Annotated in this window: 21 protein-coding genes; 10 read left to right on the top strand and 11 right to left on the bottom strand. The window is 69.6% G+C overall.

Annotation, left to right across the window (positions count from 1 at the left end; genetic code table 11):
- The first annotated feature begins 123 nt into the window (after positions 1-123).
- The 5 genes from KDH83_RS05930 (at position 124) to KDH83_RS05910 (ending at position 6,683) form a co-directional block, all read left to right on the top strand.
- Positions 124-2,514, top strand: a complete 2,391-nt coding sequence (locus KDH83_RS05930) for a 3-hydroxyacyl-CoA dehydrogenase/enoyl-CoA hydratase family protein (protein WP_212313492.1) — start codon at positions 124-126, stop codon at positions 2,512-2,514.
- Positions 2,515-2,650: 136 nt separating this feature from the next.
- Positions 2,651-3,847, top strand: a complete 1,197-nt coding sequence (locus KDH83_RS05925) for an acetyl-CoA C-acyltransferase (protein WP_212313490.1) — start codon at positions 2,651-2,653, stop codon at positions 3,845-3,847.
- Positions 3,848-3,862: 15 nt separating this feature from the next.
- Positions 3,863-4,408, top strand: coding sequence for a DUF4442 domain-containing protein (locus KDH83_RS05920; RefSeq protein WP_212313487.1), 546 nt, complete (start codon positions 3,863-3,865; stop codon positions 4,406-4,408).
- On the top strand, positions 4,372-4,962 hold the full coding sequence (locus tag KDH83_RS05915; RefSeq protein ID WP_212313485.1) for a chalcone isomerase family protein: 591 nt from the start codon (positions 4,372-4,374) through the stop codon (positions 4,960-4,962). Before KDH83_RS05920 ends, KDH83_RS05915 begins: the two co-directional genes overlap by 37 nt.
- A 17-nt stretch (positions 4,963-4,979) precedes the next feature.
- Positions 4,980-6,683 (top strand): AMP-binding protein, encoded by a 1,704-nt coding sequence (locus KDH83_RS05910; protein ID WP_212313484.1) that lies wholly within the window; start codon positions 4,980-4,982, stop codon positions 6,681-6,683.
- A 67-nt stretch (positions 6,684-6,750) separates the two neighbouring features.
- Here the strand turns inward: KDH83_RS05910 and KDH83_RS05905 are convergent, their stop codons facing one another.
- Together KDH83_RS05905 and KDH83_RS05900 are read right to left on the bottom strand one after the other, a co-directional pair.
- Positions 6,751-8,319, bottom strand: a complete 1,569-nt coding sequence (locus KDH83_RS05905) for a sulfatase-like hydrolase/transferase (RefSeq protein WP_212313483.1) — start codon at positions 8,317-8,319, stop codon at positions 6,751-6,753.
- Positions 8,320-8,333: 14 nt separating this feature from the next.
- On the bottom strand, positions 8,334-9,314 hold the full coding sequence (locus tag KDH83_RS05900) for a tripartite tricarboxylate transporter substrate-binding protein (protein ID WP_212313482.1): 981 nt from the start codon (positions 9,312-9,314) through the stop codon (positions 8,334-8,336).
- 219 nt (positions 9,315-9,533) lie between these two features.
- Here KDH83_RS05900 and KDH83_RS05895 point away from each other — a divergent pair, with 219 nt between their 5' ends.
- Positions 9,534-10,052 (top strand): MarR family winged helix-turn-helix transcriptional regulator, encoded by a 519-nt coding sequence (locus KDH83_RS05895; protein ID WP_212313481.1) that lies wholly within the window; start codon positions 9,534-9,536, stop codon positions 10,050-10,052.
- Between the two features lie 128 nt (positions 10,053-10,180).
- A complete protein-coding gene (locus KDH83_RS05890; protein ID WP_212313480.1) occupies positions 10,181-12,034 on the top strand; it encodes an ABC transporter ATP-binding protein in 1,854 nt (617 codons plus the stop codon).
- Between the two features lie 62 nt (positions 12,035-12,096).
- Here KDH83_RS05890 and KDH83_RS05885 read toward each other — a convergent pair whose 3' ends face one another.
- From KDH83_RS05885 to KDH83_RS05855, 7 genes are all read right to left on the bottom strand, one after another.
- Complete coding sequence (locus KDH83_RS05885) at positions 12,097-12,477, bottom strand: putative toxin-antitoxin system toxin component, PIN family (protein WP_349291603.1); 381 nt, start codon at positions 12,475-12,477, stop codon at positions 12,097-12,099.
- A 32-nt stretch (positions 12,478-12,509) separates the two neighbouring features.
- Positions 12,510-12,782, bottom strand: coding sequence for a type II toxin-antitoxin system prevent-host-death family antitoxin (locus KDH83_RS05880; RefSeq protein WP_212313478.1), 273 nt, complete (start codon positions 12,780-12,782; stop codon positions 12,510-12,512).
- Positions 12,783-12,912: 130 nt separating this feature from the next.
- Entirely contained in the window at positions 12,913-14,391 is a 1,479-nt protein-coding gene (locus KDH83_RS05875; protein WP_212313476.1) for a class I adenylate-forming enzyme family protein, read from the bottom strand.
- Positions 14,392-14,494: 103 nt separating this feature from the next.
- Positions 14,495-15,229, bottom strand: a complete 735-nt coding sequence (locus KDH83_RS05870; protein WP_212313473.1) for a CoA-transferase — start codon at positions 15,227-15,229, stop codon at positions 14,495-14,497.
- A complete protein-coding gene (locus KDH83_RS05865; protein WP_212313471.1) occupies positions 15,222-16,055 on the bottom strand; it encodes a CoA transferase in 834 nt (277 codons plus the stop codon). Before KDH83_RS05865 ends, KDH83_RS05870 begins: the two co-directional genes overlap by 8 nt.
- 25 nt (positions 16,056-16,080) lie before the next feature.
- Positions 16,081-16,818 (bottom strand): enoyl-CoA hydratase/isomerase family protein, encoded by a 738-nt coding sequence (locus tag KDH83_RS05860; protein WP_212313469.1) that lies wholly within the window; start codon positions 16,816-16,818, stop codon positions 16,081-16,083.
- Positions 16,815-17,981: a CoA transferase gene (locus tag KDH83_RS05855; protein ID WP_212313468.1), complete on the bottom strand. Its 1,167-nt coding sequence runs from the start codon at positions 17,979-17,981 to the stop codon at positions 16,815-16,817. Before KDH83_RS05855 ends, KDH83_RS05860 begins: the two co-directional genes overlap by 4 nt.
- Before the next feature lie 277 nt (positions 17,982-18,258).
- Between KDH83_RS05855 and KDH83_RS05850 the strand changes: the two genes are divergently transcribed.
- A complete protein-coding gene (locus KDH83_RS05850; protein ID WP_212313467.1) occupies positions 18,259-19,227 on the top strand; it encodes a tripartite tricarboxylate transporter substrate binding protein in 969 nt (322 codons plus the stop codon).
- Positions 19,224-20,882, top strand: a complete 1,659-nt coding sequence (locus KDH83_RS05845) for an FAD/NAD(P)-binding protein (protein WP_212313466.1) — start codon at positions 19,224-19,226, stop codon at positions 20,880-20,882. Before KDH83_RS05850 ends, KDH83_RS05845 begins: the two co-directional genes overlap by 4 nt.
- Here KDH83_RS05845 and KDH83_RS05840 read toward each other — a convergent pair.
- Positions 20,782-21,546, bottom strand: coding sequence for an IclR family transcriptional regulator (locus KDH83_RS05840; RefSeq protein ID WP_212313465.1), 765 nt, complete (start codon positions 21,544-21,546; stop codon positions 20,782-20,784). The genes KDH83_RS05845 and KDH83_RS05840 overlap by 101 nt on opposite strands.
- Before the next feature lie 85 nt (positions 21,547-21,631).
- A complete protein-coding gene (locus KDH83_RS05835) occupies positions 21,632-22,255 on the bottom strand; it encodes a cysteine dioxygenase (protein WP_212313464.1) in 624 nt (207 codons plus the stop codon).
- Between the two features lie 262 nt (positions 22,256-22,517).
- On the opposite strand from KDH83_RS05835, the gene KDH83_RS05830 reads away from it, so the two are divergent.
- The coding region (locus KDH83_RS05830) for a Sir2 family NAD-dependent protein deacetylase (protein ID WP_283093803.1) at positions 22,518-23,077 on the top strand (560 nt) is incomplete at its 3' end.

The following is a 23,077-nucleotide window of genomic DNA, read 5'->3' as shown; positions in this document are numbered from 1 at the left end:
CACCCGTTGTATGCGCGGCGGGTGGCGCCCGTTTCGTGAAGGACCGGAGCAACATGTCCCTTCTTGCACGGGGACGGCAAGCGCAACAAGGCGCACAGCCTTGGGCATTTTTTGGAGACTTCCTTGAGCAAGTTCGTCGTTAAACACGTCGCCGTGCTGGGTGCCGGCGTCATGGGCGCGCAGATCGCCGCCCACCTGGCCAACGCCGGCGTGCCCGTCACGCTGTTCGATCTCGCCGCCAAAGAAGGCGACCGCAACGGCATCGTCAAGAAGGCGCTGGCCGGCCTGAAGAAGCTCGAACCCGCGCCGCTGGCCGGCGCCGCGCGCATGGCCCTGATCCAGCCCGCCAACTATGACGACCATATCGAACGGCTGCAGGGCTGCGACCTGATCATCGAGGCCATCGCCGAGCGCATGGACTGGAAGACCGCGCTATACGAGCGCATCGCACCGCACGTGGCGCCCGGCGCCATCATCGCCTCGAACACGTCCGGCCTGTCGATCGACGCGCTGGGCCACGCCCTGCCCGAGCAGCTGCGCCACCGCTTCTGCGGCATCCACTTCTTCAACCCGCCGCGCTACATGCGGCTGGTCGAGATCATCGCCACCTCGCACACCGAACCGCGCGTGCTGGACCAGCTCGAAACCTGGCTCACGTCGACGCTGGGCAAGGGCGTGATCCGCGCGCTGGACACCCCCAATTTCGTCGCCAACCGGATCGGCGTGTTCTCGATCCTGGCGGCCATGCACCACACCGCCCGCCTGGGCCTGGGCTTCGACGAAGTCGACGCGCTGACCGGCCCGAAGATCGGCCGTCCCAAGAGCGCCACCTATCGCACCGCCGACGTGGTCGGCCTGGATACGCTGGCGCACGTGATCGGCACCATGGACAAGAACCTGGCCGACGATCCCTGGCACCGCTATTTCAAGCAGCCCGAGTGGCTGGCCGCGCTGATTTCCAAGGGCGCGCTGGGCCAGAAGAGCGGCGCCGGCGTCTATCGCAAGGCCGGCCGCGAGATCCAGGTGCTGGACCTGAAAACCCAAGACTACCGCCCCGGCGCCGGCAAGCTGGCCGACGAAGTGGCCGCGATCCTCAAGGAACGCGATCCGGCCAAGCGCTTCGCCGCGCTGCGCGCCAGCAGCCATCCGCAGGCCCAGTTCCTGTGGAGCCTGTTCCGCGACATCTTCCACTACAGCGCCGCGCAGCTGGCCAACGTGGCCGACAATGCCCGCGACCTGGACCTGGCCATGCGCTGGGGCTTCGGCTGGGCCCAGGGCCCGTTCGAGACCTGGCAGGCCGCCGGCTGGCAACAGATCGCCCAGGCCGTGGCCGAGGACATCGCCGCCGGCCGCGCCATGAGCGACAGTCCCCTGCCCGCCTGGGCGCTGGAGCCCGCCCGCCAGGGCGTGCACGCGCCCGAGGGTTCGTACTCGGCGCGCAGCGGCAAGCTGCATGCGCGCTCGGCCCTGCCGGTGTACCGCCGCCAGATCTATCCCGAGCGCGTGTTCGGCGAAGCGCCCGACAACCGCGGCGTCACCGTCTGGGAGAACGAAGGCGTGCGCCTGTGGAACCTGCCCGAGGTGGATCCGGGCGTGGCCATCCTGTCGGTCATCTCCAAGAACCACACACTGGGCGCCGAGGTGCTGGAAGGCATCCTGCAGGCCGTGGCCCGCGCCGAGCGCGAGTTCGACGGCCTGGTCATCTGGCATCCGGCTCCCTTCGCCGTGGGCGCCAACCTGCAGCAAGTGGTCGAAGCCTGCGCCGCCGGCCAGTGGGACATGCTGGAAGCCACCGTCGAGAAGTTCCAGCGCGCCTCGCAGGCCTTCAAGTACGCGCAGATCCCCACCGTCGCCGCCGTGCAGGGCATGGCGCTGGGCGGCGGCTGCGAATTCCTGATGCATGCCTCGCACCGCGTGCTGGCGCTGGAAAGCTACGTCGGCCTGGTCGAGGCCGGCGTGGGCCTGATCCCGGCCGGCGGCGGCAGCAAGGAATTCGCCGGCCGCGCGGCCGCGCTGGCGGCCAAGACCGCCACGCCCGGCGAAGTCTTCCCGTTCCTGCAGCCGATCTTCCAGACCATCGCCACCGCGCAGGTCGCCAAGAGCGCGCGCGAGGCCATCGAAACCGGCTTCGCCCGCGAGCAGGACATCGTGCTGTTCCATCCGGACGAGCTGCTGTTCGTGGCCATCGGCCAGGCCCGCGCCGCCGCCCAGGCCGGCTACGTGCCGCCGGCCAGGCTGCAGAACGTGCCGGTCGCCGGCCGCAACGGCATCGCCAACTTCGAGATGATGCTGGTCAACATGCGCGAGGGCGGCATGATCAGCGCGCACGACTACCGCGTAGCGCGCAGCGCCGCCGTGGCGCTGTGCGGCGGCGAGATCGAGACCGGCACGCGCGTGGACGAGGAATGGCTGCTGACCGTGGAGCGCAAGGAGTTCGTGGCGCTGCTGCGCACGCAGGAGACCCAGGCCCGCATCCGCCACACATTGGAAACCGGCAAGCCTCTGCGGAATTGAGCCCCCCCGAGCGCCTTCGGCGCCTCCCCCAGGGGCGCCGGCTGCGGACCGGCGGAGCCGGATCCGCGCGGCCCCGATCGTGGGGCGCCGTTGTGGGTTGGGAGAGTTTGGGTCCATGAATATTTGAGGATATGAGATGAGCAAGCAAATTCAAGACGCGTATATCGTTGCCGCGACGCGGCTGCCGGTGGGCAAGCGCAATGGCGCGTATGCGACCACCCGGCCGGACGATATGCTGGCGGCGGCGCTGAATGGGGCGCTGGCGCAGGCGCCGGGGCTGGATCCGGCCCGGATCGAGGACGTGATCGCGGGCTGCGCCATGCCCGAGGCCGAACAGGGCATGAACGTCGCGCGCATCGGGCTGCTGCTGGCCGGGCTGCCGCAGAGCGTGGCGGGCGTCACCGTCAACCGTTTCTGCGCCTCCGGCCTGCAGGCGGTGGCCGACGCCGCCGCCCGCATCCGCACCGGCGAGGCCGACATCATGATCGGCGCGGGCACCGAGTCCATGAGCGCCATGCCGCAGATCATGGGCAACAAGGTGTCGATGAACCCGGCCATCTTCGCGCACGAGGAAAACCTGGGCATGGCCTTCGGCATGGGCCTGACCGGCGAGAAAGTCGCCGAGCGCTGGAAGGTGTCGCGCGAGGATCAGGACGCCTTCGCGCTAGCCTCGCACCAGAAGGCCTGCGCCGCCATCGCGGCCGGCCATTTCAAGGCCGAGACCACGCCCTTCGAGGTGGTGTCGCACCTGCCCGACGCCAACGGCGCGGTGCGCGTGGCGCGCCGGCTGGTGGAAACAGACGAAGGTCCGCGCCCCGACAGCAGCGCCGAATCGCTGGCCAAGCTGCGCCCTGTGTTCGCCGCGCGCGGCAGTGTCACGGCCGGCAACAGCTCGCAGATGTCCGACGGCGCGGCCGCCGTGATCCTGGTGTCCGACCGCATCCTGCGCGAATTCAACCTGCAACCGCTGGCGCGCTTCGTCAGCTTCGCCGTGGCCGGCGTGCCGCCCGAGGTCATGGGCATCGGGCCGGTGGCCGCGATCCCGAAGGTGCTGGAGCGCGGCGGCATCGCGCAGGATGCGCTGGACTGGATCGAACTGAACGAAGCCTTCGCCGCGCAGTCGCTGGCGGTGATGCGCGAACTCAAGCTGGACCCGACCAAGGTCAACCCGCTGGGCGGCGCCATCGCCCTGGGCCACCCGCTGGGCGCCACCGGCGCGATCCGCACGGCCACGCTGGTCCACGGCCTGCGCCGCACCGGCGGCAAGCATGGGCTGGTGACGATGTGCATCGGCACCGGCATGGGCGCGGCCGGCCTGTTCGAGGCGCTGTAGGACGGCGGGTATCCAGTGAAGCCTTATTGGTTCAAGCGCCTGTCCCCCGAATGGCGCGCGCGGCTGATGCGGGTGGGGTTCAACCTGCATCCGGCGTTCCGCGCCACCGGCGGGCGGGTGCTGCACGTATCTCCGGATTTTCATCACATCCGGATCAAGCTGCCGCTGTTGCGGCGCACCCGCAATATCGTTGGCTCGATGTACGGCGGCTCGCTGTTCGCGGTGACCGACGGCGCCCACCCCACGATGCTGATGTCCGCGCTCGGCTCGGATCACATCGTGTGGGACAAGGCGGCGTCCATCCGCTACCGCAAGCCCGCCTACACCACCCTGTACGTGGATTTCCGCCTGCCTGCCGGGGAAATCGCGGAAATCCGCGAAATCCTGGCGCGCGAGCATGAAACCACCCGGACGTACACGGTGGAACTGCAGGACAAGGACGGTGTCGTCTACGCCGTCGTGGAACGAACGATCTATATCGCAAACAAGAAGTTCTACAAGCAGAAGACCCAAGGAGGTGACACATGCATCGCATCCCCGGAGGGCGAATCGCCGCCCTGAGCCTGATCCTGGCCGCCGCCCTGGCGGGCGCCCCGGCCCTGGCGGCCGACGTCGAAGTCGGCGGCCTGCGCGTCCCGGACCAGCTGTCCGAGGGCGGCCGCGCGCTGGTGCTCAACGGCGCCGGCGTGCGCACCAAGTTCGTCGTGAAGGTCTACGTGGCCGCGCTGTACGCGACCGCCAAGACCAGCGACGCCGCCGCGCTGGTCAATAGCGCGGAACCCCGCCGCATGCGGCTGCACATGCTGCGCGACGTCGACAGCAAGAGCCTGGACGGGGCGCTGCAGGACGGATTGCGCGACAATACGCCCAAGCAGGAGCTGGAAGCGCTGAAGGAACCGGCCCAACGCCTCTCGGCCCTGATGGCCAGCGTGGGCTCGGCCAAGGAAGGCGACGTGATCGACCTGGACTTCGACGCCAAGGGCGTGTCGGTCAGCGACAACGGCAAGGCGCGCGGACGCATCGACGATCCCGCCTTCGCCCGTGCCCTGCTGCGCGTATGGCTGGGCGAAAACCCGTCGCAGTCCTCTCTGAAGAAGGCCCTGCTGGGCAACTAGGCGGAATCCCCAACGATATGGAACGAATCTGGCAAAAGAGCTACCCCCCCGGCGTGCCCACCGACATCCAGCTCGACGGCGTGTCGACGATGGTGACGGTGGTGCGGGACAGCTGCCGGCAATATGCCGGCAAGACCTCGTACATCAGCATGGGCAAGTCGATCAGCTACGCCGAGCTGGACGCGCTGACGCGCGACTTCGCCGCCTGGCTGCACGCCAACGGGCTGGGCAAGGGCGACCGCATCGCGCTGATGATGCCCAACCTGCTGCAATATCCGGTCTGCCTGTTCGGCGCCTGGCGCGCCGGCTGCGTCGTGGTCAACTGCAATCCGCTCTACACCGCGCACGAGCTTGAGCACCAGCTGGCCGACTCGGGCGCGCGCGCCATCGTGGTGGCGGACAACTTCGCCGCCACGTTGCAGCAGGCCCTGCCCAAGACCGCCATCGAGCGCGTGCTGGTCACCTCCATCGGCGAACTGCTGGGCCCGCTCAAGGGCCGGCTGGTCGACCTGGTGGTCAAGCGCGTCAAGCGCATGGTGCCGGCCTGGTCGATTCCCGGCGCGCAGCGGCTGGGCCAGGCGCTGCGCGCCGGCCGCGCCCTGCCCTTCACCGAGGTCGAGCTGAACCAGAACGACCTGGCCTGCCTGCAATACACGGGCGGCACCACCGGCGTGGCCAAGGCGGCCATGCTATCGCATGGCAACCTGATGGCCAACGTCAGCCAGGCGCACGCCTGGGTCAGGCCGCTGGTCCGGGACGGCGAAGAACTCATCGTGACGGCGCTGCCGCTGTATCACATCTTCGCGCTGACGGCGAACTGCCTGACGTTCATGAAGATCGGCGCCAGCAACCTACTCATCGTCAATCCGCGCGACATCCCAGGGCTGATCAAGGAAATGTCCAAGGCGCCGGTCAGCGCCTTCACCGGGGTCAACACGCTGTTCAACGCGCTGCTGAACCATCCCGATTTCGCCAAGCTGGATTTCTCGCGCCTGCGCCTGACGCTGGGCGGCGGCATGGCGGTGCAGCGCTCGGTGGCCGACCGCTGGCGCGCCGTCACCGGCCGCTCGCTGGCCCAGGCCTATGGCCTGACCGAGACCTCGCCCGCCGTGACCATCAACCCGCTGGACGTGAAGGAATTCACCGGCTCCATCGGCCTGCCGGTGCCGTCCACCGACATTTCCATCCGCGACGACGAGGGCCGCGAACTGCCCATCGGCGAACGCGGCGAGATCTGCGTGCGCGGCCCCCAGGTCACGCGCGGCTACTGGAAGCGCCCGGACGAGACCGCGCTGGTGCTGCACGCGGACGGCTTCCTGCGCACCGGCGATATCGGCTACGTGGACGAAGCCGGCTATGTGTTCCTGGTGGACCGCAAGAAGGACATGATCCTGGTGTCCGGCTTCAACGTCTATCCGAACGAAGTCGAGGACGCGGCCGCGCTGCATCCCGGCGTGCGCGAGGTGGCGGCGGTCGGCGTGCCGGACGAACGCTCCGGCGAGGCGGTCAAGCTCTACGTCATCCGCAAGGATCCGAACCTGGACGCCGAGACGCTGATCGCCCATTGCCGCACCCAGCTCACCGGCTACAAGGTGCCGCGCTACGTGGAGTTCCGCGAGGACCTGCCGCGCACCAACGTGGGCAAGATCCTGCGGCGCGAACTCAAGCCGGAAGCCCAGGCGCAGGCCAAGGCCAAGGCCAAGGCATCCGCCCAGGCCTGATTCCGCGTCACGGCGGGCCGGCGACGCCGGCCCGCTTCGATTTGGCGCGGCCGCGACGGCGCGCCGCCTACCACTGCCCGAAATAGACGCCCGCGCGCTTGTGCGCGTTGGTGGCCCGCTCCACCGCCTCGTCGCTCATCGTGGTGCGGGTGCGGCCGCGCAGCATCCACTCCAGCAGGCGCTGGCGCAAGGCCGCGCGCACCTCGGCGTGCGCGGCGCTGGTCCCCAGGTCCTGGAACTCGTCGGGATCGGCCTGCAGGTCGTACAGCTGCTCGGGCTCGTCCAGCCAGTACACATAGCGCCACCGGTCGGTGCGCACCGACCAGGCGCGGGCATTGCGTGGCGTCTTGCCGCGCAGCAATCGAGCCTGGCGGAAGCTGTAGTCCAGCTCCGAATACACGCAGTCGCGCCAGGGCTGGCCGGCAGGCAGGCCATGCAACACGTCCTGCAGTTCGCGTCCTTCCAGCCGGTGCGCCGGCCGGGGCGCGTCCAGCGCGCGCAGCACGCTGGGCACCAGGTCCACGCTTTCGACCATGTGGTCCAGCGCCTGGCCGCGCGTGGCGTCGGCCTCGCCGGACGGATCCATGACGATGAAGGGCACGCGCTGCACGGTGTCGTAGAACAGTTCCTTCTCGCCCAGCCAATGGTCGCCCAGGAAATCGCCGTGGTCGGCGGTGAACACGATCAGCGTGTTCTTCATCAGGCCCGCGCCTTCCATGTAGTCGAACAGGCGTCCCAGATGGTCGTCCAGCTGCCGGATCAGGCCCTGGTAGGCCGGACGCACCACGCGCACGCAATCGTCGCTGGAAAAACTGACGCTTTCCTCGTGCTGCCGGTAGGCGGCCACCACCGGATGCGCATTCTCCAGCTCGGCAAGGCTGCGGCGCACGGGCAGGCATTGGTCCGCGCGGTAGCGCCGATGGTAGGGATCCGGCGCCATGTAGGGCCAGTGCGGCTTCACATAGCTCAGATGCAGCACCCAGGGCTGGCCGCCGCGCCGCTTCATGAAGTCCAGCGCCTGGTCCGTCATGTAGGCGGTCTCGGAATGCGCCTCGGCCACGCGCGAAGGCAGATGCACATTGCGCATGTTCCAGCCGCTGACCACCTGCCCGGACGCGTCCACGCCGGCGATGACGTAGTCGCTCCAGGGATCGGCGCTGTCGTAGCCGTGACGCCGCAGGAAGGCCGGATAGCCGCTCTCGGCCCCGGGTTCATGGTGGCCGTCGTAGCGGTCCAGCTCGACGAAGCCGCCCCGGTTCAAGAGGATGCCCAGTTCGGACGCGCCGTCGATGGAAAGCCGCTCCATGCCCGCCTTGTCCGGTATCACGTGGGTCTTGCCGGCCAGTGCCAGGTCACGGCCCCGGCCGGCCAGGTATTCGCCCAGCGTGATCTCGTTGACCGAGAGCGGCACGCGGTTCCAGGTCGCGCCGTGGCGCGATGGATAGCGGCCGGTGTAATAGCTCATGCGCGACGGGCCGCACACCCCGGAGTTGACGAAGGCACGCGTGAAGCGCGCGCCGCGCGCCGCCAGCCCGTCCAGGCTGGGCGTCTCCAGGTAGGGATGGCCGTAGCAGCCCAGGTGGTCAGCCCGCAGCTGGTCGGCCATGATGAACAGCACGTTCTGGACGGCGCCCATGTCTGCCTCCGTCCTTATTGCGTGGCCGTGAAGCCGGACGCGCGCACCACCGGCTCCCACTGCTTGCGGTAGGCGTCCAGCGCCTCGGCGCTGCGGGCGGCGTCGGCCGACACCGGTTCCAGGTAGGCGGCGCGCACGGCCTCGCGCAGGGCCGGCTCGTCCAGCACGGCGGCGATGTCGCGGCCCAGCCGCTCGGCCTTGTCCGCCGGCATGGCGGCCGGCGCGAAGAAGGCGTTCCAGCCGTCGGCGGCCAGGTCCACGCCGGTCTCGCGGAAGGTCGGCACGTCGGGCAGGTCGGGATCGCGCGTCTGGCCCGACGTCGCCAGGATGCGGATCTTGCCGGCGCGGTGCTGCGGCAGCAGCGTGTCCAGCGTGTCGATGGCCTGCGGCAGGACGCCGCCGATCAGCTCGGAGATCAGCGGCGCCGATCCCCGGTAGCCGACAATCTCGGGCTCCTTGCTGATGGCGCGGCCCAGCATCAGCGCGAAGAAATGCGGCAGGCTGCCGGTGGCGGGCACGCCCACCGAGAACAGCCGGGGATCGTCGCGCAGGACCTGGCGCAGGCCGGCCACGTCGCGCACCTTGGAATCCGCCGCCACCGCCAGCGCGAACTTGTAGCGGCTCACCAGCGACACCGGCTTGAAATCGCGTTGCGCGTCGTAGCCAGGCTTGTCGTAGACCAGCGGCGCCACCACCATGACGGCCGGATTGGCCAGCATCAGCACGTTCTGCGCCGCCCCGGCCGCATGCAGGCCCTGGGCGGCGATGCGGCCGCCGGCCCCGGTCTTGTTCTCTACCACCACCGGCGCGCCGATGCGCTCCTTGAGCCGGTCCGCCACCAGCCGCGCGACGCGGTCGGAACTGCCGCCGGGCGGATAACCCACCACGATGGTCAGTGCGCCGTCCAGCGGCGGCTGGGCCTGTACGGCGGGACAGGCCGCCACGCTTGCCGCCAAGGCCAGGCCCGTCGCCCAGCCGCTCAATCTGTTGCGCATCGCTATCTCCTGGTTCGCTGCGGCCCTTGGCGCTCCCGGCCGGTTGGCCGGATGCCGGGGCCATTCCCCGTGGTTGCTCCGGGGGCTATTCCCTATGCCCGGCGCATGCCCAAATGGGCAAAATGAATTTAGCAACGCGACGCTTTGTTGATCTAATCCAGTACTTTCCATAACGATATGCATGCGCGACCGGCAACAGCTCGGCCCGCGGGAGACGCCATGGCAACGCCCCCAGCCCACGGCCAGGCCAGCCTGTCCGATATGCTGATGTACCGTCTCTACCAGGCTTGGTCGCAATCCAACCCGGTGTTCGTGCGCCTGTGCGAAGGCCGCTACGGCATCACCCGGCGCGAGTGGCGGTTGCTGGCCTGCGCGGTGGAAGGCGGCATCATGACCTCGGCCGAACTGGCGGCGGCGGCCAAGCTGGATCTGGCGCGCACGTCGCGCACGCTGGGCACGCTGTGCGAGAAGGGCTGGCTGCGCCGGCTGCACGACAGCGCCGACCGGCGCGTGGTCCGGGTCGAGGCCACCGAGCGCGGGCAGGAACGCTACCTGGCGCTGCTGCCCGAGGTCGCGCGCCTGAACGACATGCTGGTGCAGGACCTGAGCGCGACCGAGGTCGAGCAGCTGCGCGGCTTCCTGGCGCACATCGAGCAACGCGGCCGGCGCATGGCCGAGGACAACATCGTTTCCGATAAAGCCAGCCGGCGCGCCGGCGGCACCCGCCGGGCGAGGTAGAGGCCCCCATTCAACGGCGTCTCCACAAACATTTGCTACGCTAGGCGTCTGCCGTCCGCGCAGCCGCGCCACGGCCGTCCGCGCCCGCCGCGCCCACAAGGCCGGCCAGGCGCCCCTACGGATCATCCATGCCCGGCGTCCAGAGCAAATCCATCTTCCGTCGTTTCGAAAGCCTGATAGACCCGTTCAAGGATGCCCCGGACATCACCCCGCCCGGCCGCGTGCTGCGCTTCTACGCCTACTACCTGCTGCAGGTCTGGCCGATCTTCGCCGTGCTGCTGGTGGTGGGGCTGGCGGGCGCGCTGGTCGAGGTGGCGCTGTTCAGCTTCCTGGCCGACATCGTCGACCTGGCGCGCGACACGCCGCCCGCCGAGTTCTTCCAGCGCCACGCCGGCCTGCTGCTGTGGATGGCGGTGGTGGTGATGGTGCTGCGCCCGCTGGCGATCGCCGCGCACGACCTGCTGACCCACCAGACCATCGCGCCCAGCCTGACCACGCTGGTGCGCTGGCAGAACCACCGCTACGTGCTGGGCCAGGGGCTGGCGTTCTTCCACAACGACTTCGCCGGCCGCGTCGCCAACCGCGTCATGCAGGCCGGCAGCGCGCTGCGCGATTCCGCCGTGCAGTCGGTGGACGCGCTGTGGCACGTCATCCTGTACGTGGTCAGCGCGCTGTACCTGTTCGCCGAGGCCGACTGGCGGCTGGTGATCCCGCTGGTGCTGTGGATCGTCGGCTACTGCTGCATGCTGGGCTATTTCGTGCCGCGCATGCAGGCGCGCGCCGTGACCGCGTCGGAAGCGCGCTCCAAGCTCATGGGCCGCATCGTCGACGGCTATACCAACATCGGCACGCTCAAGCTCTTCGCCCATGCCCGGCAGGAAGAGAACTACGCACGCCAGGCGCTGGCCGAACAGACGGAAAAGCAGCAGCTATCGACCCGCGTCATCACCGCGATGGACGTGTCCATCAACACGCTGAACGGCGTGCTGATCGTCGGCACCGCCGGCCTGGCGCTGTGGCTGTGGAGCCAGGACAGCATCACGCTGGGCGCGATCACGCTGGCGCTGGGCCTGGTGATCCGCATCAACAACATGTCGGCCTGGATCATGTGGGAAGTCAGCGGCATCTTCGAGAACGTCGGCATCGTGCAGGATGCGCTGAGCACCATCTCGCAGCCCAAGCAGGTGCTCGACGCGCCGGCTGCCCGCCCGCTGGCGATCGCGCGCGGCGAGGTGCGTTTCGACGACGTGTCCTTCCACTATGGCGGCGCCCGCGAGGTCATTCCGCACCTGGACCTGACGGTGCGCGCCGGCGAGAAGATCGGCCTGATCGGCCCGTCCGGCGCCGGCAAGTCCACGCTGGTCAACGTGCTGCTGCGCCTGTACGACCTGCAGGGCGGACGCATCCTGATCGACGGCCAGGACATCGCCGGCGTCACCCAGGAAAGCCTGCGCTCGCAGATCGGCGTGGTCACGCAGGACACCTCGCTGCTGCACCGCTCCATCCGCGACAACCTGCTCTATGGCCGCCCCGACGCGTCCGAGCAACAGCTGCAGGACGCGGTGCGGCGCGCGCGGGCCGGCGACTTCATCGCCGGGCTGGTCGACGGCGAAGGCCGCCGCGGCCTGGACGCGCACGTCGGTGAACGCGGCGTCAAGCTGTCCGGCGGCCAGCGCCAGCGCATCGCCATCGCCCGCGTGCTGCTCAAGGACGCTCCCATCCTGATCCTGGACGAAGCCACCTCGGCGCTGGACTCGGAAGTCGAATCCGCCATCCAGGAAAGCCTGGAGACGCTGATGCAGGGCAAGACCGTGATCGCCATCGCGCACCGGCTGTCCACCATCGCCCGCATGGACCGGCTGGTGGTGCTGGACCAGGGCCGCATCGTCGAGGTCGGCACGCATGCCGAGCTGGTGGCCCGGGGCGGGCTGTATGCACGGCTGTGGAGCCACCAGACGGGTGGGTTCGTGGGGCTGGATTAGCCGCTTCCGTTTCCGGCGCACACCGCAGCCGGGACGAGGCACATGGCAGGCGCGACTACGGCCTATGCGCCGTGCCGGGCGCAGAAATCCGCCGGAGAGATAATCGGATAGCGCCCGGCCAGCGCCAGCAGGTCCTTGTCGCCCGTGATCAGGTACTGCGCCTGCGCGGCCAGCAGCGTCTGCAACACAGGCTGGTCGGCCTCATCGCGCAGTCCCTCATCCCTTGCTTTCGCTGGCTCGACGATATCGGCAAGAAACATCAGGCTATCGGCCAGATCCCGAATTTCCGCGGGCGTCATCTGCAGTCGCGGCAAGCGCGGCAGCACGCGCACCAATTCATCAAGAATGTAGTGAGACAGCGCGACGTCAAGTCCCCCATGCCGCCACGCGGCAACTATGCGCCCGGGCATGCTTGTCGGGTAAGCCAGGCCCGATACCAACACGTTAGTGTCCAGGACTACGCGCAGTCCTGGCATCAACGCGCCTTTCGTTCCGCTGCCACCGCAGCCTCGATCTCAACCAGGCCCTCGTCCTCCGGAACGCGGGCATAGGCATCCCCGATCCGATTACTGAGCGCGTCAAAGCGCTCTTGCATGCGACGGATACGAGCAAACAATTCGGCGTCAACAAGCGCGGCAACCGCCTTGCCATCCTTGTTGATGACAATGCTGTCGTTGCGGTATTGCACCTGATTGAGCATTTCTCCCAGGTTCTGCCGAAAGTTCACGGCACTGACTTCGGTAATCATTGCGCACCTCAAACCATAATGATCAATATGGTCATTATGGTTCAAACACCATTCAAGGGTCAACCGTATCGCCTATCTCGTCTTTCGAGCAATCCGGGCTTACCGCAGCGCACTGGGCTGGAAATACGTGTCATCCCGCCACCCTTGCCGCCAGCGCCTTGCGATCCACCTTGCCCACCGCGTTCTCGGGCAGCGCGTCCACCCAGAGCACGTCGCGCGGCACATAGATGCGGCCCAGGCCCGCCAGCACGGCGGCGCGGATCCCCGCCTCGTCCGCCGGCGGCGCGCCGGCCGCGCGGGTCGCGAAGACCACCGGGACTTCGCCCAGGTCGGCATCGGGCGCGCCCACCACGCAGCAGGCCGCCACGCCGGGCAACGCCGCCACCACGCCCTCCACCAGCGCCGGCGAGATGTTCTCGCCGCCACGGATGATCACGTCCTTGATGCGCCCGGTGATGGTCAGATAGCCGTCGGCGTCGAAGCGGCCCACGTCGCCGGTGCTCAGCCGCCCGTCCGCCACGCCGGCCTGGCCCTGCGCGCCCAGGTAGCCCAGCATCAGGCTGTCGCCCTCGATGCAGATCTCGCCCTCGCCGCCAGCCGGCGCCGCGTTGCCGTCCGGCTGGCGCAGGACCACGCGCTGGCCGGCCAGCACCGTGCCCACCGTGCCCACGCGCCGCGCGCCGGGCGGATTCATGGTGGAGGTGCAGGTCGCCTCCGACAGGCCGTAGGACACCAGCAGCGGGCAGCCCAGGAAAGCCTCGATGCGCCGGTGCAGCGCCTCGGTGATCGGTGCCGAGCCGCAACGCGCGTAGCGCAGGCCCGCCAGGCTGGCGGGTTCGAATGCCAGGTCCAGCATGCGCGCGTACATGGTCGGCACGCCGGTCATGATGGTGGGCCGCCAGCGCGCCAGCAGCCCCGGCATGTCCTCGGCGCGGAAGCGTCCGGCCAGCGCCACGCGGGCCCCGGCCAGCAGCGGCGTGAAGACCTGGTTGTTCAGCGCGTTGGTGTGATGCAGCGGCATCACATGCAGCAGCCGGTCGTCCGGCGTCAGGCCGCTATGCGCCAGCACGCCGCGCGCATTGTTCATCAGCCCGCGATGGCTCAGCAGCACGCCCTTGGGATGGCCGGTGCTGCCGGAGGTGAACAGCAGCAGCGCCGGCGCGTCCGGCGCCAGCGCCTGCACCCAGGCGGGGTCGCCCAGCGCCAGGCGCTCGGCGGGCAGCAGGCGGGCCGCCGGCAGCCCGGACGCGGCGGCCATGCCCGCGTGCGCGGGGTCGTGCAGCATCCAGGTCAGTCCCACCGCGGCGACGCGGCGCGCGGTTTCCTCATCGGCCAGGCGCGGTTCCAGCGGACACGGGCAGGCGCCCGCCGCCATCGTGCCCAGGATCGCGATCAGTTGCTCCAGCGAGCGCTCCATCGCCACGGCGACAAAGTCCCCCTCGCCCACGCCCGCCGCCCGCAGCGCGCCCGCGGCGCGAGCCACGCGCTCATGCAGTGCCGCGTAGCTCAACGCGACGCCTTCAGCGACCAGGGCGGGCAGTCCCGCCCGATCCGGACGAGTCCAGGCACGTGCATAGGCGGCCACCAGCGTGGCATCGGCGTCGTTCATACCAGTGTCTCCAGGCGATCGGGGCCGCATGGATCCGGCTCTGCCGGGCCATCGCGGCGCCCCCTTGAGGGGGGAGCGCGCCAGCGCTCGGGGGTGGTCCTACTCAGCGCAGCGTCACCGCCGCATCGCGTTCGAATTGGCCGTCGGGATCCAGCTCGCGCAAGGCGCGCGCCTCGGCCGGCGTGGGCGGCTCGGTGGGCGCGGCGCCGCTGGCGTCGAACGCGAAGCCGGTGCGCTCGCGCACCTCGGCGAGACTCGCCCCCGGATGCCAGGACTGCAGGGCCAGCCGCCCGTCGCGCTTGATGAACACGGCGATCGGCGTGACGACGCCGTGAAAACCGCCCCAGGACGTGACGAAATCCAGCCTGGGCACCAGCGTGCGCGTCGAGTGCTCGGTGCGCCAGGTGCAGGCGCGCCGCGCCGTGGGCAGCATGACCGCGCCGCCTCCGCCGCCCGGCAGGCGGACCTTGGGCGCGTGCCAGTCGCCGATGCAGGAGTTGTTGGCGCAGCCCTCGCCGTCGATCTGGGCCGCGCCCAGGAAGGTCAAGTCCATGCGGCCGCGCGTGCACAGGTCGTAGAAATCCTCGTTGGCGAAGATCGACGCCGTGTGTTCGGCCAGCACCGGATCGGAGCTGGACAGCGGCACGTGCGAGGGCCTGGGATCCACGCCGCCCGCCACGTTGATGTAGACGTAGTCCCAGTCATAGGCGCGCTTGGCCAGCAGGCAGGCCAGCATCGGCATGGTGGAATTGACGCCGCTGAAGGTGATCTCGTCCGGGCGGATGAAGCGCGCCAGGTTGGTCACGATGTAGGAAAAGCCCGACCATTGCTCAGCCATGGCTGGCCTCCTGCGCTTCCGGCGCCGCCGCCAGGTGGGCGGCCAGTTCGCTGTTCTTGTCCATGTAGGCCTCGACGGCCGGGTAGTCGATCGCGTAGGCCGGCCAGCACGAGCCAGGCCAGGCGCTGCCCGGCGCCAATGCGTAGGCCTGCACCATGAAATACGGCACCAGCGTGGACTCGGGCTGGGCCTCGAACACCGCGCTGTCGACCCGTTTCTCGGCCACCACCAACACGCTGCCGGCGGCGCGCGACATGATGCGGTCCCAGTGCGCGGTGCCGCTCACGCGTACATTGCCCTGCGCGTCGATCTCGGACGCCTGGATCACGGCAAAGTCCGGCCGCACCGCCGGCACCACCCAGGTTCGCTGGCCGCTGCCGTAGGGATCGTCGATGCATTTCCAGCCGTTCAGTTCGGGCAGGCCGCTGCCATGCAGGCCGCCGCAGGGCTGGAACGGCACGCCGAACGCCGCCGCCCGCAGGCCCGCCGTGAGGCTGGCGCAGGCATGCTCTTCCAGTTCGACCTCGCCGCGCTCGATCGCCTTGCGGTACCAGGGCGCCAGGCCGAAATTGCCTTCCATGGCAACGATGCCCGCGCGCACGCGGCGCAGCGCGCCGGCGCGGCACAGGATGTCCACGTCGTAGCCGGGCGACTGCTTGATCAGTTCCAGGTCACGCTTGCCCTGCCGGATCAGTTCGCGCACGAAACCGAACGGCCCGCGATGCAGGAAGCTGCCGCCCAGCGCGATGCTGGCGCCGTCCGGCACCATGGCGGCCAGTTCCGCCAGCGTGCGCTGCTTGTTCTTCTGGTTGTATCCCGAACCCATCTTGTCTCCTTGTCCCGCCGCGCGGCTAGCGGGCCTGCAAATAGGCGGCCACGCGGGCCTTGAGCCCCGGCTCGGCGGCCGAGCGCGTCAGCCGCGCCAGGTCGGCATCCGGCGCCTCGAGCGACAGCGCGGCGTACAGTTGCGCGCGGCTCGCATCGGTCAGCGCGGACGCGACGGCCAGCGCCTCGTCCGCCGCCGCCGGCCATTCGTCTTGCGCCGCCAGCCGGCTGACGAAGCCGTCGCGCAAAGCCGCTTCGGCGTCGAAAGTCGCGGCCTGTTCCAGGATGGTGCGCGCACGCTCGGCGCCCACCAGCGCGGCGAAGCGCCGCGTGCCCAGCACCAGCCCGAACTTCAGCCCCGGCATGCGGAAGCTGGCCTCGGGCGCGGCCAGCCGCCACTTGCAGGCGCCGAACAGATCCACGCCGGCGCCGAAGTTGCGGCCATGCGCCAGCGCCACCGTCAGGCAGGGCGAAGCCGCCACGCGCTGCAGCAACATCTCGATGCGCACGAAGCGCAGCAGCAGGTCGCCCTCGCTCTGCGATTCCCAATCGCCGAAGTCGAAGCCAGCGCTGAAATTGCGGCCCTCGCCCTGGAACACGATGGCGCGCGCCTGCTCGGCCTGCGCCCGGTCCACCGCCGCGATCAGCGCCTCGACCAGCCCGGCCGACAACGCGTTCATCTTGTCCGGGCGCGTCAGCGTCAGCAGATGCAGCGCGCCTCGCCGCTCGACCCGCAGGCCGTCCGTTTCCGTGATGCCGCTCATGCCGTCTCCTTGCGCCGCGCGCGCAACGCGCCCAGCACTTCCTCGTTGTGCTCGCCCAGCGCGGGCGGGCGGCGACGCAGCGCCGTGGTCTGGCCGTCGAAGCGCACCGGCAGGCCGAAGGTGCGCGTGCGCACGCCGTTGGGCAGGTCCAGCGCTTGCACCCAGCCCATGTGCTCGACCTGCGGATCGGCCAGCACTTCCGAATAGGTATTGATCGGCGCGCAGGGCACGCCCGCCTCGCGAAAGCGCGCCAGCCAGGACGCGGCCTCGTCGCCGGCGAAGATGGCTTCCAGGATCTCGCGCAGCGCGTCCTGGTTGCGGGCGCGCAGGCTGGTATCGGCGAAACGGGCATCGGCCAGCAGGTCGTCGCGGCCGACCACCGCGCACACGCTCTTCCACAGTGCCTGGTTGCCGGCGGCCATGCCGAAGTAGCCGCCCTTGCAACGGAACGCCTGGTAGGGCGCGTTGCGCGGATGGGCGGAGCCAAGCTTGACCGGATCGCGCCCGCTGCCGAAGAACTCGGAGGTCTGCAGCGCGGCGATGCCCAGCGTGGCGCCCAGCATGGGCACATCGATGTGCGCGCCCTGCCCGCTGGCCTGCGCCGCGCGCAGCGCCGAGGCGATGGCGAAGGCGCCATACAGCCCGGCCGAGAAGTCCGCCAGCGGCACGCCGCACTTGACGGGCTCGCCACCGGCCTCGCCGGTGACGCTCATGATGCCGCTCATGGCCTGGATGGTGAGGTCGAAGCCGCCTTCCTGCGCACGCGGGCCGGACTGGCCGTAGGCCGAGATCGAGCAATACACCAGCCGGGGATTGCGCGCCTTCAATGCCTCGTAGCCCAGGCCCAGCCGGTCCATCACGCCGGGCCGGTTGTTCTCGATCAGCACGTCGACGGTCAGCGCCAGCTCGCGCGCCAGTTCCAGGTCCTCGGGGCTCTTGAGATTCAAGGTCACGGAGCGCTTGTTGCGATTGAGCGAGGCGAAGTTCTCGCTGTAGCCGTCGGAGATCGGCGGCCAGCTGCGCAGCGTGTCGCCGCCATCGGGGTTCTCGACCTTGATCCCGTCGGCGCCCATGTCCGCCAGCAGCATGCCGCAGAACGGCCCCGCCGCCACATTGCAAATCTCCAGCACCGTGATGCCGGCCAGTGCCGAGCTGGGTGTCATGTCTGACCTCTCGTTATGAAAATTCAATATTTGGGATACGAAAAATAATCTATAGCGACGAATCCGGCAATGGCACCATGGCCGTCGCGCTTGGCTGGCTTTGCCTGGAATTCCTGTGAAACCTAGAGCATTCCCTAGGTCCACTGCTTAATCGTTGACCAGCATATCACCGTGTGGAATTCTAGGTAAACCATTTATTGGAATTCAAGTCCTATTATTTGGGATTCATAAGGACTGACCCCGAGCAGGAAGGTCCACCCCCCCCAAGGAGACAGTCATGAGAACACTCGCCGTATTCGCCGCTGCCGCCCTGGCGCTGGGACTGGCGGCCGGCCCCGCGCAGGCGGCCGACGCCTGGCCCAGCAAGCCCGTGCGCATGGTCGTGCCCTTCCCGCCCGGCGGCGCCACCGACGCCGCCGCGCGCATCTACGCCCAGCACCTGGGCGACTATCTGGGCCAGAGCGTGGTGGTCGAGAACAAGGCCGGCGCCGGCGGCGAGATCGGCGCGGAATACGTGGCCAAGTCGGCCCCCGACGGCTACACGCTGCTGATGGGCGCGGTGGGCAGCCATGCGATCCACGCCGCCATGCCCGACAAGCCCGGCTACGACTTCGGCACGGCCTTCGTCGGCGTGTCGATGGCGACCAGCATGCCCATGGCGGTGGCGGTCAACAGCAAGGTGCCGGCGCGCAATGTGCAGGAGCTGATCGCGCTGGCCAAGGCCAAGCCTGGGTCCATCACCTACGGCTCGGCCGGACCGGGCACCTCGCAGCACATGGCCGGCGAGCTGTTCCAGGTGGTCACCGGCACGCGGCTGATGCACGTGCCGTATCGCGGCAGCGGGCCGGCCATCACCGACCTGCTCGGCGGCCAGATCGACATGGTCATCGAGACCCTGCCCGCGCTGCTGCCGCAGGCCGCCAGCGGCAAGATCCGGCTGCTGGCCGTGACCACGCCCACGCGCGCCTCGGCCTTGCCCGAGCTGCCCACGCTGATCGAACAGGGCGTGAAGGACTATTCGGTGGCCACCACCTACGCCCTGCTGGCGCCGGCAGGCACGCCGGCCGCCATCGTGGACAAGCTCTCGGCCGGCATGCAGAAGGCCGCCGCGATGGAATCGGTGAAGCAGGCGGCGCAGAAGCTCGGCGCCGACGCCGTCGCCACCTCGCCGGCCGACACCCGGCGCATGTTGCAGCAGGAGACCGCCCGCTGGGCCGAGGTCGTGCGCCTGTCGGCGGCCAAATGACGGCCGCCCCCGACACGCGCGACGCGCAGGCCGTCGACCTGGCCATCATCGGCGGCGGATCGGTCGGCGTCAGCCTGCTGCTCCAGTTCCTGCTGTCGCTGCCCGCCGGCGGCGGCCGGCCGCTCAGCCTGCGGTTGTACGAACCGCAGGAGCATCCCGGGCCGGGCGGCGCCTACCAGGACGACCTGCGCAGCAACCTGCTCAACATCCCGGCTGGCAATATGTCGGCGCTGGCCGACGAGCGCCTGGATTTCGTGGACTGGCTGCGCCGGCAGGATCCCGCCTGGCTGGCGGGCCACGGGGTGGAAGGCGCGATCGATCCGGGCGACTTCCTGCCCCGGCCCTTGTTCGGCGCCTACATGGCCCACGCCTACGAGCGGGCGCGCGCGCTGGCGCCAGGCCGAGGCGTGACGCTGGAACACGTGCGCGCGCGCGTCGGCGGCATCACGCCGCTGGCGGACGGACGCGTGCGGGTGTTGGCGGAATCGGGACAGCCCTGTGTGGCGCGGCGCGTGGCGCTGTGCAACGGCAACCTGCCCTCGCGCGCCTTCCCGGCGCTGGAAGCCGCGCCCGGCTACTTCAACAGCCCCTATCCGGTCAGCGAGCTGGCGGCCGGCATCGCCTCCGACGCCACGGTCTGCGTGATCGGCACCAGCCTGAGCGCGGTCGATGCTGTGGCCGCGCTGCAGCAGGCCGAGCATCGCGGTCCGCTCGTCTGCGTATCGCGCAATGGCCGGCTGCCCTCGGTGCGCAGTCCGCATAACCGGCCCCCGCCGCAGGGCCTGGCCGAACTGAGCCGCGATGGCGCGCTGAAACTGGCGAACGCGCACGGCGGCGCGCTGACGCTGGAACGGATCGCCGCGGCGCTGGACCGCGAGGTGCGGGCGCTGGGCGGCACGATCGACACCGAGGACATCCTGGGCGGTGACGGCGACGCGCGGACCGCGCTGGACGACGAGATCCGCCGTTCCGAACACGGCGCGCGCCCATGGCAGGCGGTGGCCGCGGCGACCAACGCGGCCGTGGACCTGATCTGGCATCTGCTGCCAGACGCCGAGCGCGCGCGCTTCCAATCGCAATGGCGCGCGCTGTGGATGGCGCGCCGCGCCAACTTTCCGATGCGCAACGCGCGCAAGCTGCAGGCGCTCTTCCGCGCCGGCCAGCTGGAAGTGCTGAGCGGCTACGTCGACAGCCGCCATGACGCCGCCGGCGGCTTCGTGACCCGCCTGCGCACGCCGGCAGGCGAGCGCGAGCTGCGCAGCCGCTATCTGATCAACGCCACCAGTTTCTCCGTCGACGCGGCCGGCGCCGCCGATCCCCTGGTGTCGGCGCTGCTGCGCGACGGCCACGGGCAAGCGCATCCGCATGGCGGGCTGGCGCTGGACTACGCCACCGGCAGCCTGCTGGACGCTTGCGGCGCCGCGCAAGCCGCGATCACCGTACTGGGTAGCCTGGCCGGCGGCACCTACTTCTGGACCACGTCCATGGACGTGAACGCCCGCCTGGCGCGGGACCAAGCGCGGCGCATCGCCGCCGCGCTCGCGGACGCGGGCGCTACTGACCCAGGAAGCCGCCGCGATACCCCATGCCCTGGGATATCGCCTGCGCACAGGCCGCCACGTCCGGCGCCAGCTGCTTCATCCGGGCCGCGCTGAGGCGGTCCAGCGGACCGGAGATGCCCACGGCCGCCACGGGCTGGTCCAGGCTGTTGAACAGCGCCACGGCCAGCCCGCCCACGCCTTCGCGCCATTCGCCGCGATTGATGGCGTAGCCGGCGCGCACCACCTTGCGCAGCTCGTCCTTGAGCAGTTGCATGGAGACGATGGTGGCCGGCGTGTGCCGCTGCAGCTTGTCAGCGTAGCGCTCGACATAGCCGTCGGACTGATAGGCCAGCAGCGCCTTGCCGGTGGCCACGGCGTAGGCCGGCGCGCGTCCGCCGATCATGGAATAGGCGCGGATGGGCTGCGGGCTGTCGATCTTGTCCACGTACACCACGTCAAAGCCGTCCAGCACCGACAGGTGCACGGTTTCGCCGGTCTGGTCGGCCAGCGTGCGCATGTAGGGCGCGGCCAGCTTGCGCACGTCCAGCTGCGCCAGTTGCCGCGCGGCCAGTTCGAACAGCCGCACCGCGCCGCGATAGCCGCCGCCCTCGTCGTCCTTGATCACATAGCCGGCATGGATCAGCGTCTGCAGCGTGCGGTGGGTATTGCTGCGGGTCAGTCCCACGCGGGCGGCCAGCGCGTCGATGGTGCGCGGCGGATTGTCCACGTCGGTGACCGCCTCCAGCACCATCAGCCCCTTGAGCAGCGTCTTGTCCATATCGTCTATTTCCTAATATTTAGGACGAGAACATAGCATGAGACGCGGACCGCGGACAGGTCCGCGGCCCTTGGGGTAGCGCGTGTCAGGCCGAGGCGGCCAGCCCGGCGCGCACCGCTTGCGAACGGTCCCAGAGATTGGGCAGGCTGGTCGAGGAATAGCCCGACACGAAGGGCTTGGCCACGCCGGTGGCCGGATCATAGACATGGCGCGACACCGCGCCGATGTTGCCGCCATACAGGTGCACGCTGATCGACACGCGATCGGCATGCGCGTTGGACACCTGATGGATATCGCCTTCCTCGGGCGCCAGCCGCTCCACGTCGCCCGGCACCAGGGTCGATGCCGCGCCCGCCAGCCGCAGGCCGCCATCGGCCTCGCGCACGTAGCGCTGGTTGATCTCCGAACCGCGCAGCATGCCCACGTAGCCCCAGACCTCGTGATCGTGCACCGGCGTGCTCTGGCCCGGCCCCCAGACGAAACTGACCATGGAGAAGCGCTCCAGCGGGTCGCAATGCAGCAGGTATTGCTGGTAATACTGTGGATGCGGCACGGTACAGGCCTCGGGCAGCCAGTCATCATGCCGCAGCAGCTCCGCGAACGCGGACTCCAGCGCCGGGCTTTGCGCCAGGCCCGCCGGGCCGGCCAGCCGCGTGGCGGTGGCGATGAAGGAACGAAGCCGGTCCAGGCCCGCGATCGGTTCAGGCATTGCTAGTCTCCCAGGTAGGGCGCGGCGGGCGAATCCGCCCTGGCCCAGTTGATGTTCCCAAAATCCTGGTGGCAGTATCCACGATTCGGGAACCCACAAGCGCAATGCCCATGCGCCGGTCGCGGCGATTGCGACCAGCACGGCATTTGCCGCGCGGCTTGACAGCCATGCCCGCGGACAGGCAGCGTAGCGAACCATCGATCAGGTTGAACATGCACCACGCCACCGACTTCCCCACGCGCCCCGCTTGCGCCCGTCCGCGATGACCGGCCCGCAGCACGACATTCCCGCCGCGCTGGCGCAGGCCCTGCGGCAAAGCAGGCGGCCCGTGGTCTTCACGGGCGCGGGCGTATCCGCCGAGAGCGGCATCGCGACGTTCCGCGACGCGCTCACCGGACTGTGGTCGCGCTTCGACGCGCAGGCCCTGGCTACGCCCGAGGCCTTCCGCGCCCATCCCGACCTGGTCTGGGGCTGGTATGAATGGCGACGCGAGCAGGCCCTGCGCGCCCGACCGAATGCCGCGCACCTGGCCATCGCCAGGCTGGCCGCGCATGCGCCGGGGCTCACCGTGATCACGCAGAACGTGGACGATCTGCACGAGCGCGCGGGCAGTCCGGCAGTGCTGCATCTGCATGGCAGCCTGCATGCGCCGCGCTGCGCCGATTGCCGCGCGCCCTGGAGCCGCACCGAGCCCGCGAGGTCTGACGCCTCGGCAGCCGGCACTGCGGCAATCGATACCGAGACAGCCGACGCTGCCGCAGTCGACCGCGCGACAACCGGCACTGCCTCGTCCGGCGCGCCGAACGGGGAACAGGACGAAGG

Source organism: Achromobacter sp. Marseille-Q0513 (assembly GCF_018195695.1).
Classification (GTDB): domain Bacteria; phylum Pseudomonadota; class Gammaproteobacteria; order Burkholderiales; family Burkholderiaceae_B; genus Achromobacter.
This window is presented reverse-complemented; position numbering and strand designations above follow the sequence as displayed.

What these genes read in the sequence shown, in the direction of transcription:
- KDH83_RS05925 (WP_212313490.1), top strand. Translation starts at nt 2,651, where the DNA reads ATGAGCAAGCAAATTCAAGACGCGTATATCGTTGCCGCGACGCGGCTG.
- KDH83_RS05915 (WP_212313485.1), top strand. Translation starts at nt 4,372, where the DNA reads ATGCATCGCATCCCCGGAGGGCGAATCGCCGCCCTGAGCCTGATCCTG.
- KDH83_RS05910 (WP_212313484.1), top strand. Translation starts at nt 4,980, where the DNA reads ATGGAACGAATCTGGCAAAAGAGCTACCCCCCCGGCGTGCCCACCGAC.
- KDH83_RS05905 (WP_212313483.1), bottom strand. Translation starts at nt 8,319, where the DNA reads ATGGGCGCCGTCCAGAACGTGCTGTTCATCATGGCCGACCAGCTGCGG.
- KDH83_RS05900 (WP_212313482.1), bottom strand. Translation starts at nt 9,314, where the DNA reads ATGCGCAACAGATTGAGCGGCTGGGCGACGGGCCTGGCCTTGGCGGCA.
- KDH83_RS05895 (WP_212313481.1), top strand. Translation starts at nt 9,534, where the DNA reads ATGGCAACGCCCCCAGCCCACGGCCAGGCCAGCCTGTCCGATATGCTG.
- KDH83_RS05890 (WP_212313480.1), top strand. Translation starts at nt 10,181, where the DNA reads ATGCCCGGCGTCCAGAGCAAATCCATCTTCCGTCGTTTCGAAAGCCTG.
- KDH83_RS05880 (WP_212313478.1), bottom strand. Translation starts at nt 12,782, where the DNA reads ATGATTACCGAAGTCAGTGCCGTGAACTTTCGGCAGAACCTGGGAGAA.
- KDH83_RS05875 (WP_212313476.1), bottom strand. Translation starts at nt 14,391, where the DNA reads ATGAACGACGCCGATGCCACGCTGGTGGCCGCCTATGCACGTGCCTGG.
- KDH83_RS05870 (WP_212313473.1), bottom strand. Translation starts at nt 15,229, where the DNA reads ATGGCTGAGCAATGGTCGGGCTTTTCCTACATCGTGACCAACCTGGCG.
- KDH83_RS05865 (WP_212313471.1), bottom strand. Translation starts at nt 16,055, where the DNA reads ATGGGTTCGGGATACAACCAGAAGAACAAGCAGCGCACGCTGGCGGAA.
- KDH83_RS05860 (WP_212313469.1), bottom strand. Translation starts at nt 16,818, where the DNA reads ATGAGCGGCATCACGGAAACGGACGGCCTGCGGGTCGAGCGGCGAGGC.
- KDH83_RS05855 (WP_212313468.1), bottom strand. Translation starts at nt 17,981, where the DNA reads ATGACACCCAGCTCGGCACTGGCCGGCATCACGGTGCTGGAGATTTGC.
- KDH83_RS05850 (WP_212313467.1), top strand. Translation starts at nt 18,259, where the DNA reads ATGAGAACACTCGCCGTATTCGCCGCTGCCGCCCTGGCGCTGGGACTG.
- KDH83_RS05845 (WP_212313466.1), top strand. Translation starts at nt 19,224, where the DNA reads ATGACGGCCGCCCCCGACACGCGCGACGCGCAGGCCGTCGACCTGGCC.
- KDH83_RS05840 (WP_212313465.1), bottom strand. Translation starts at nt 21,546, where the DNA reads ATGGACAAGACGCTGCTCAAGGGGCTGATGGTGCTGGAGGCGGTCACC.
- KDH83_RS05835 (WP_212313464.1), bottom strand. Translation starts at nt 22,255, where the DNA reads ATGCCTGAACCGATCGCGGGCCTGGACCGGCTTCGTTCCTTCATCGCC.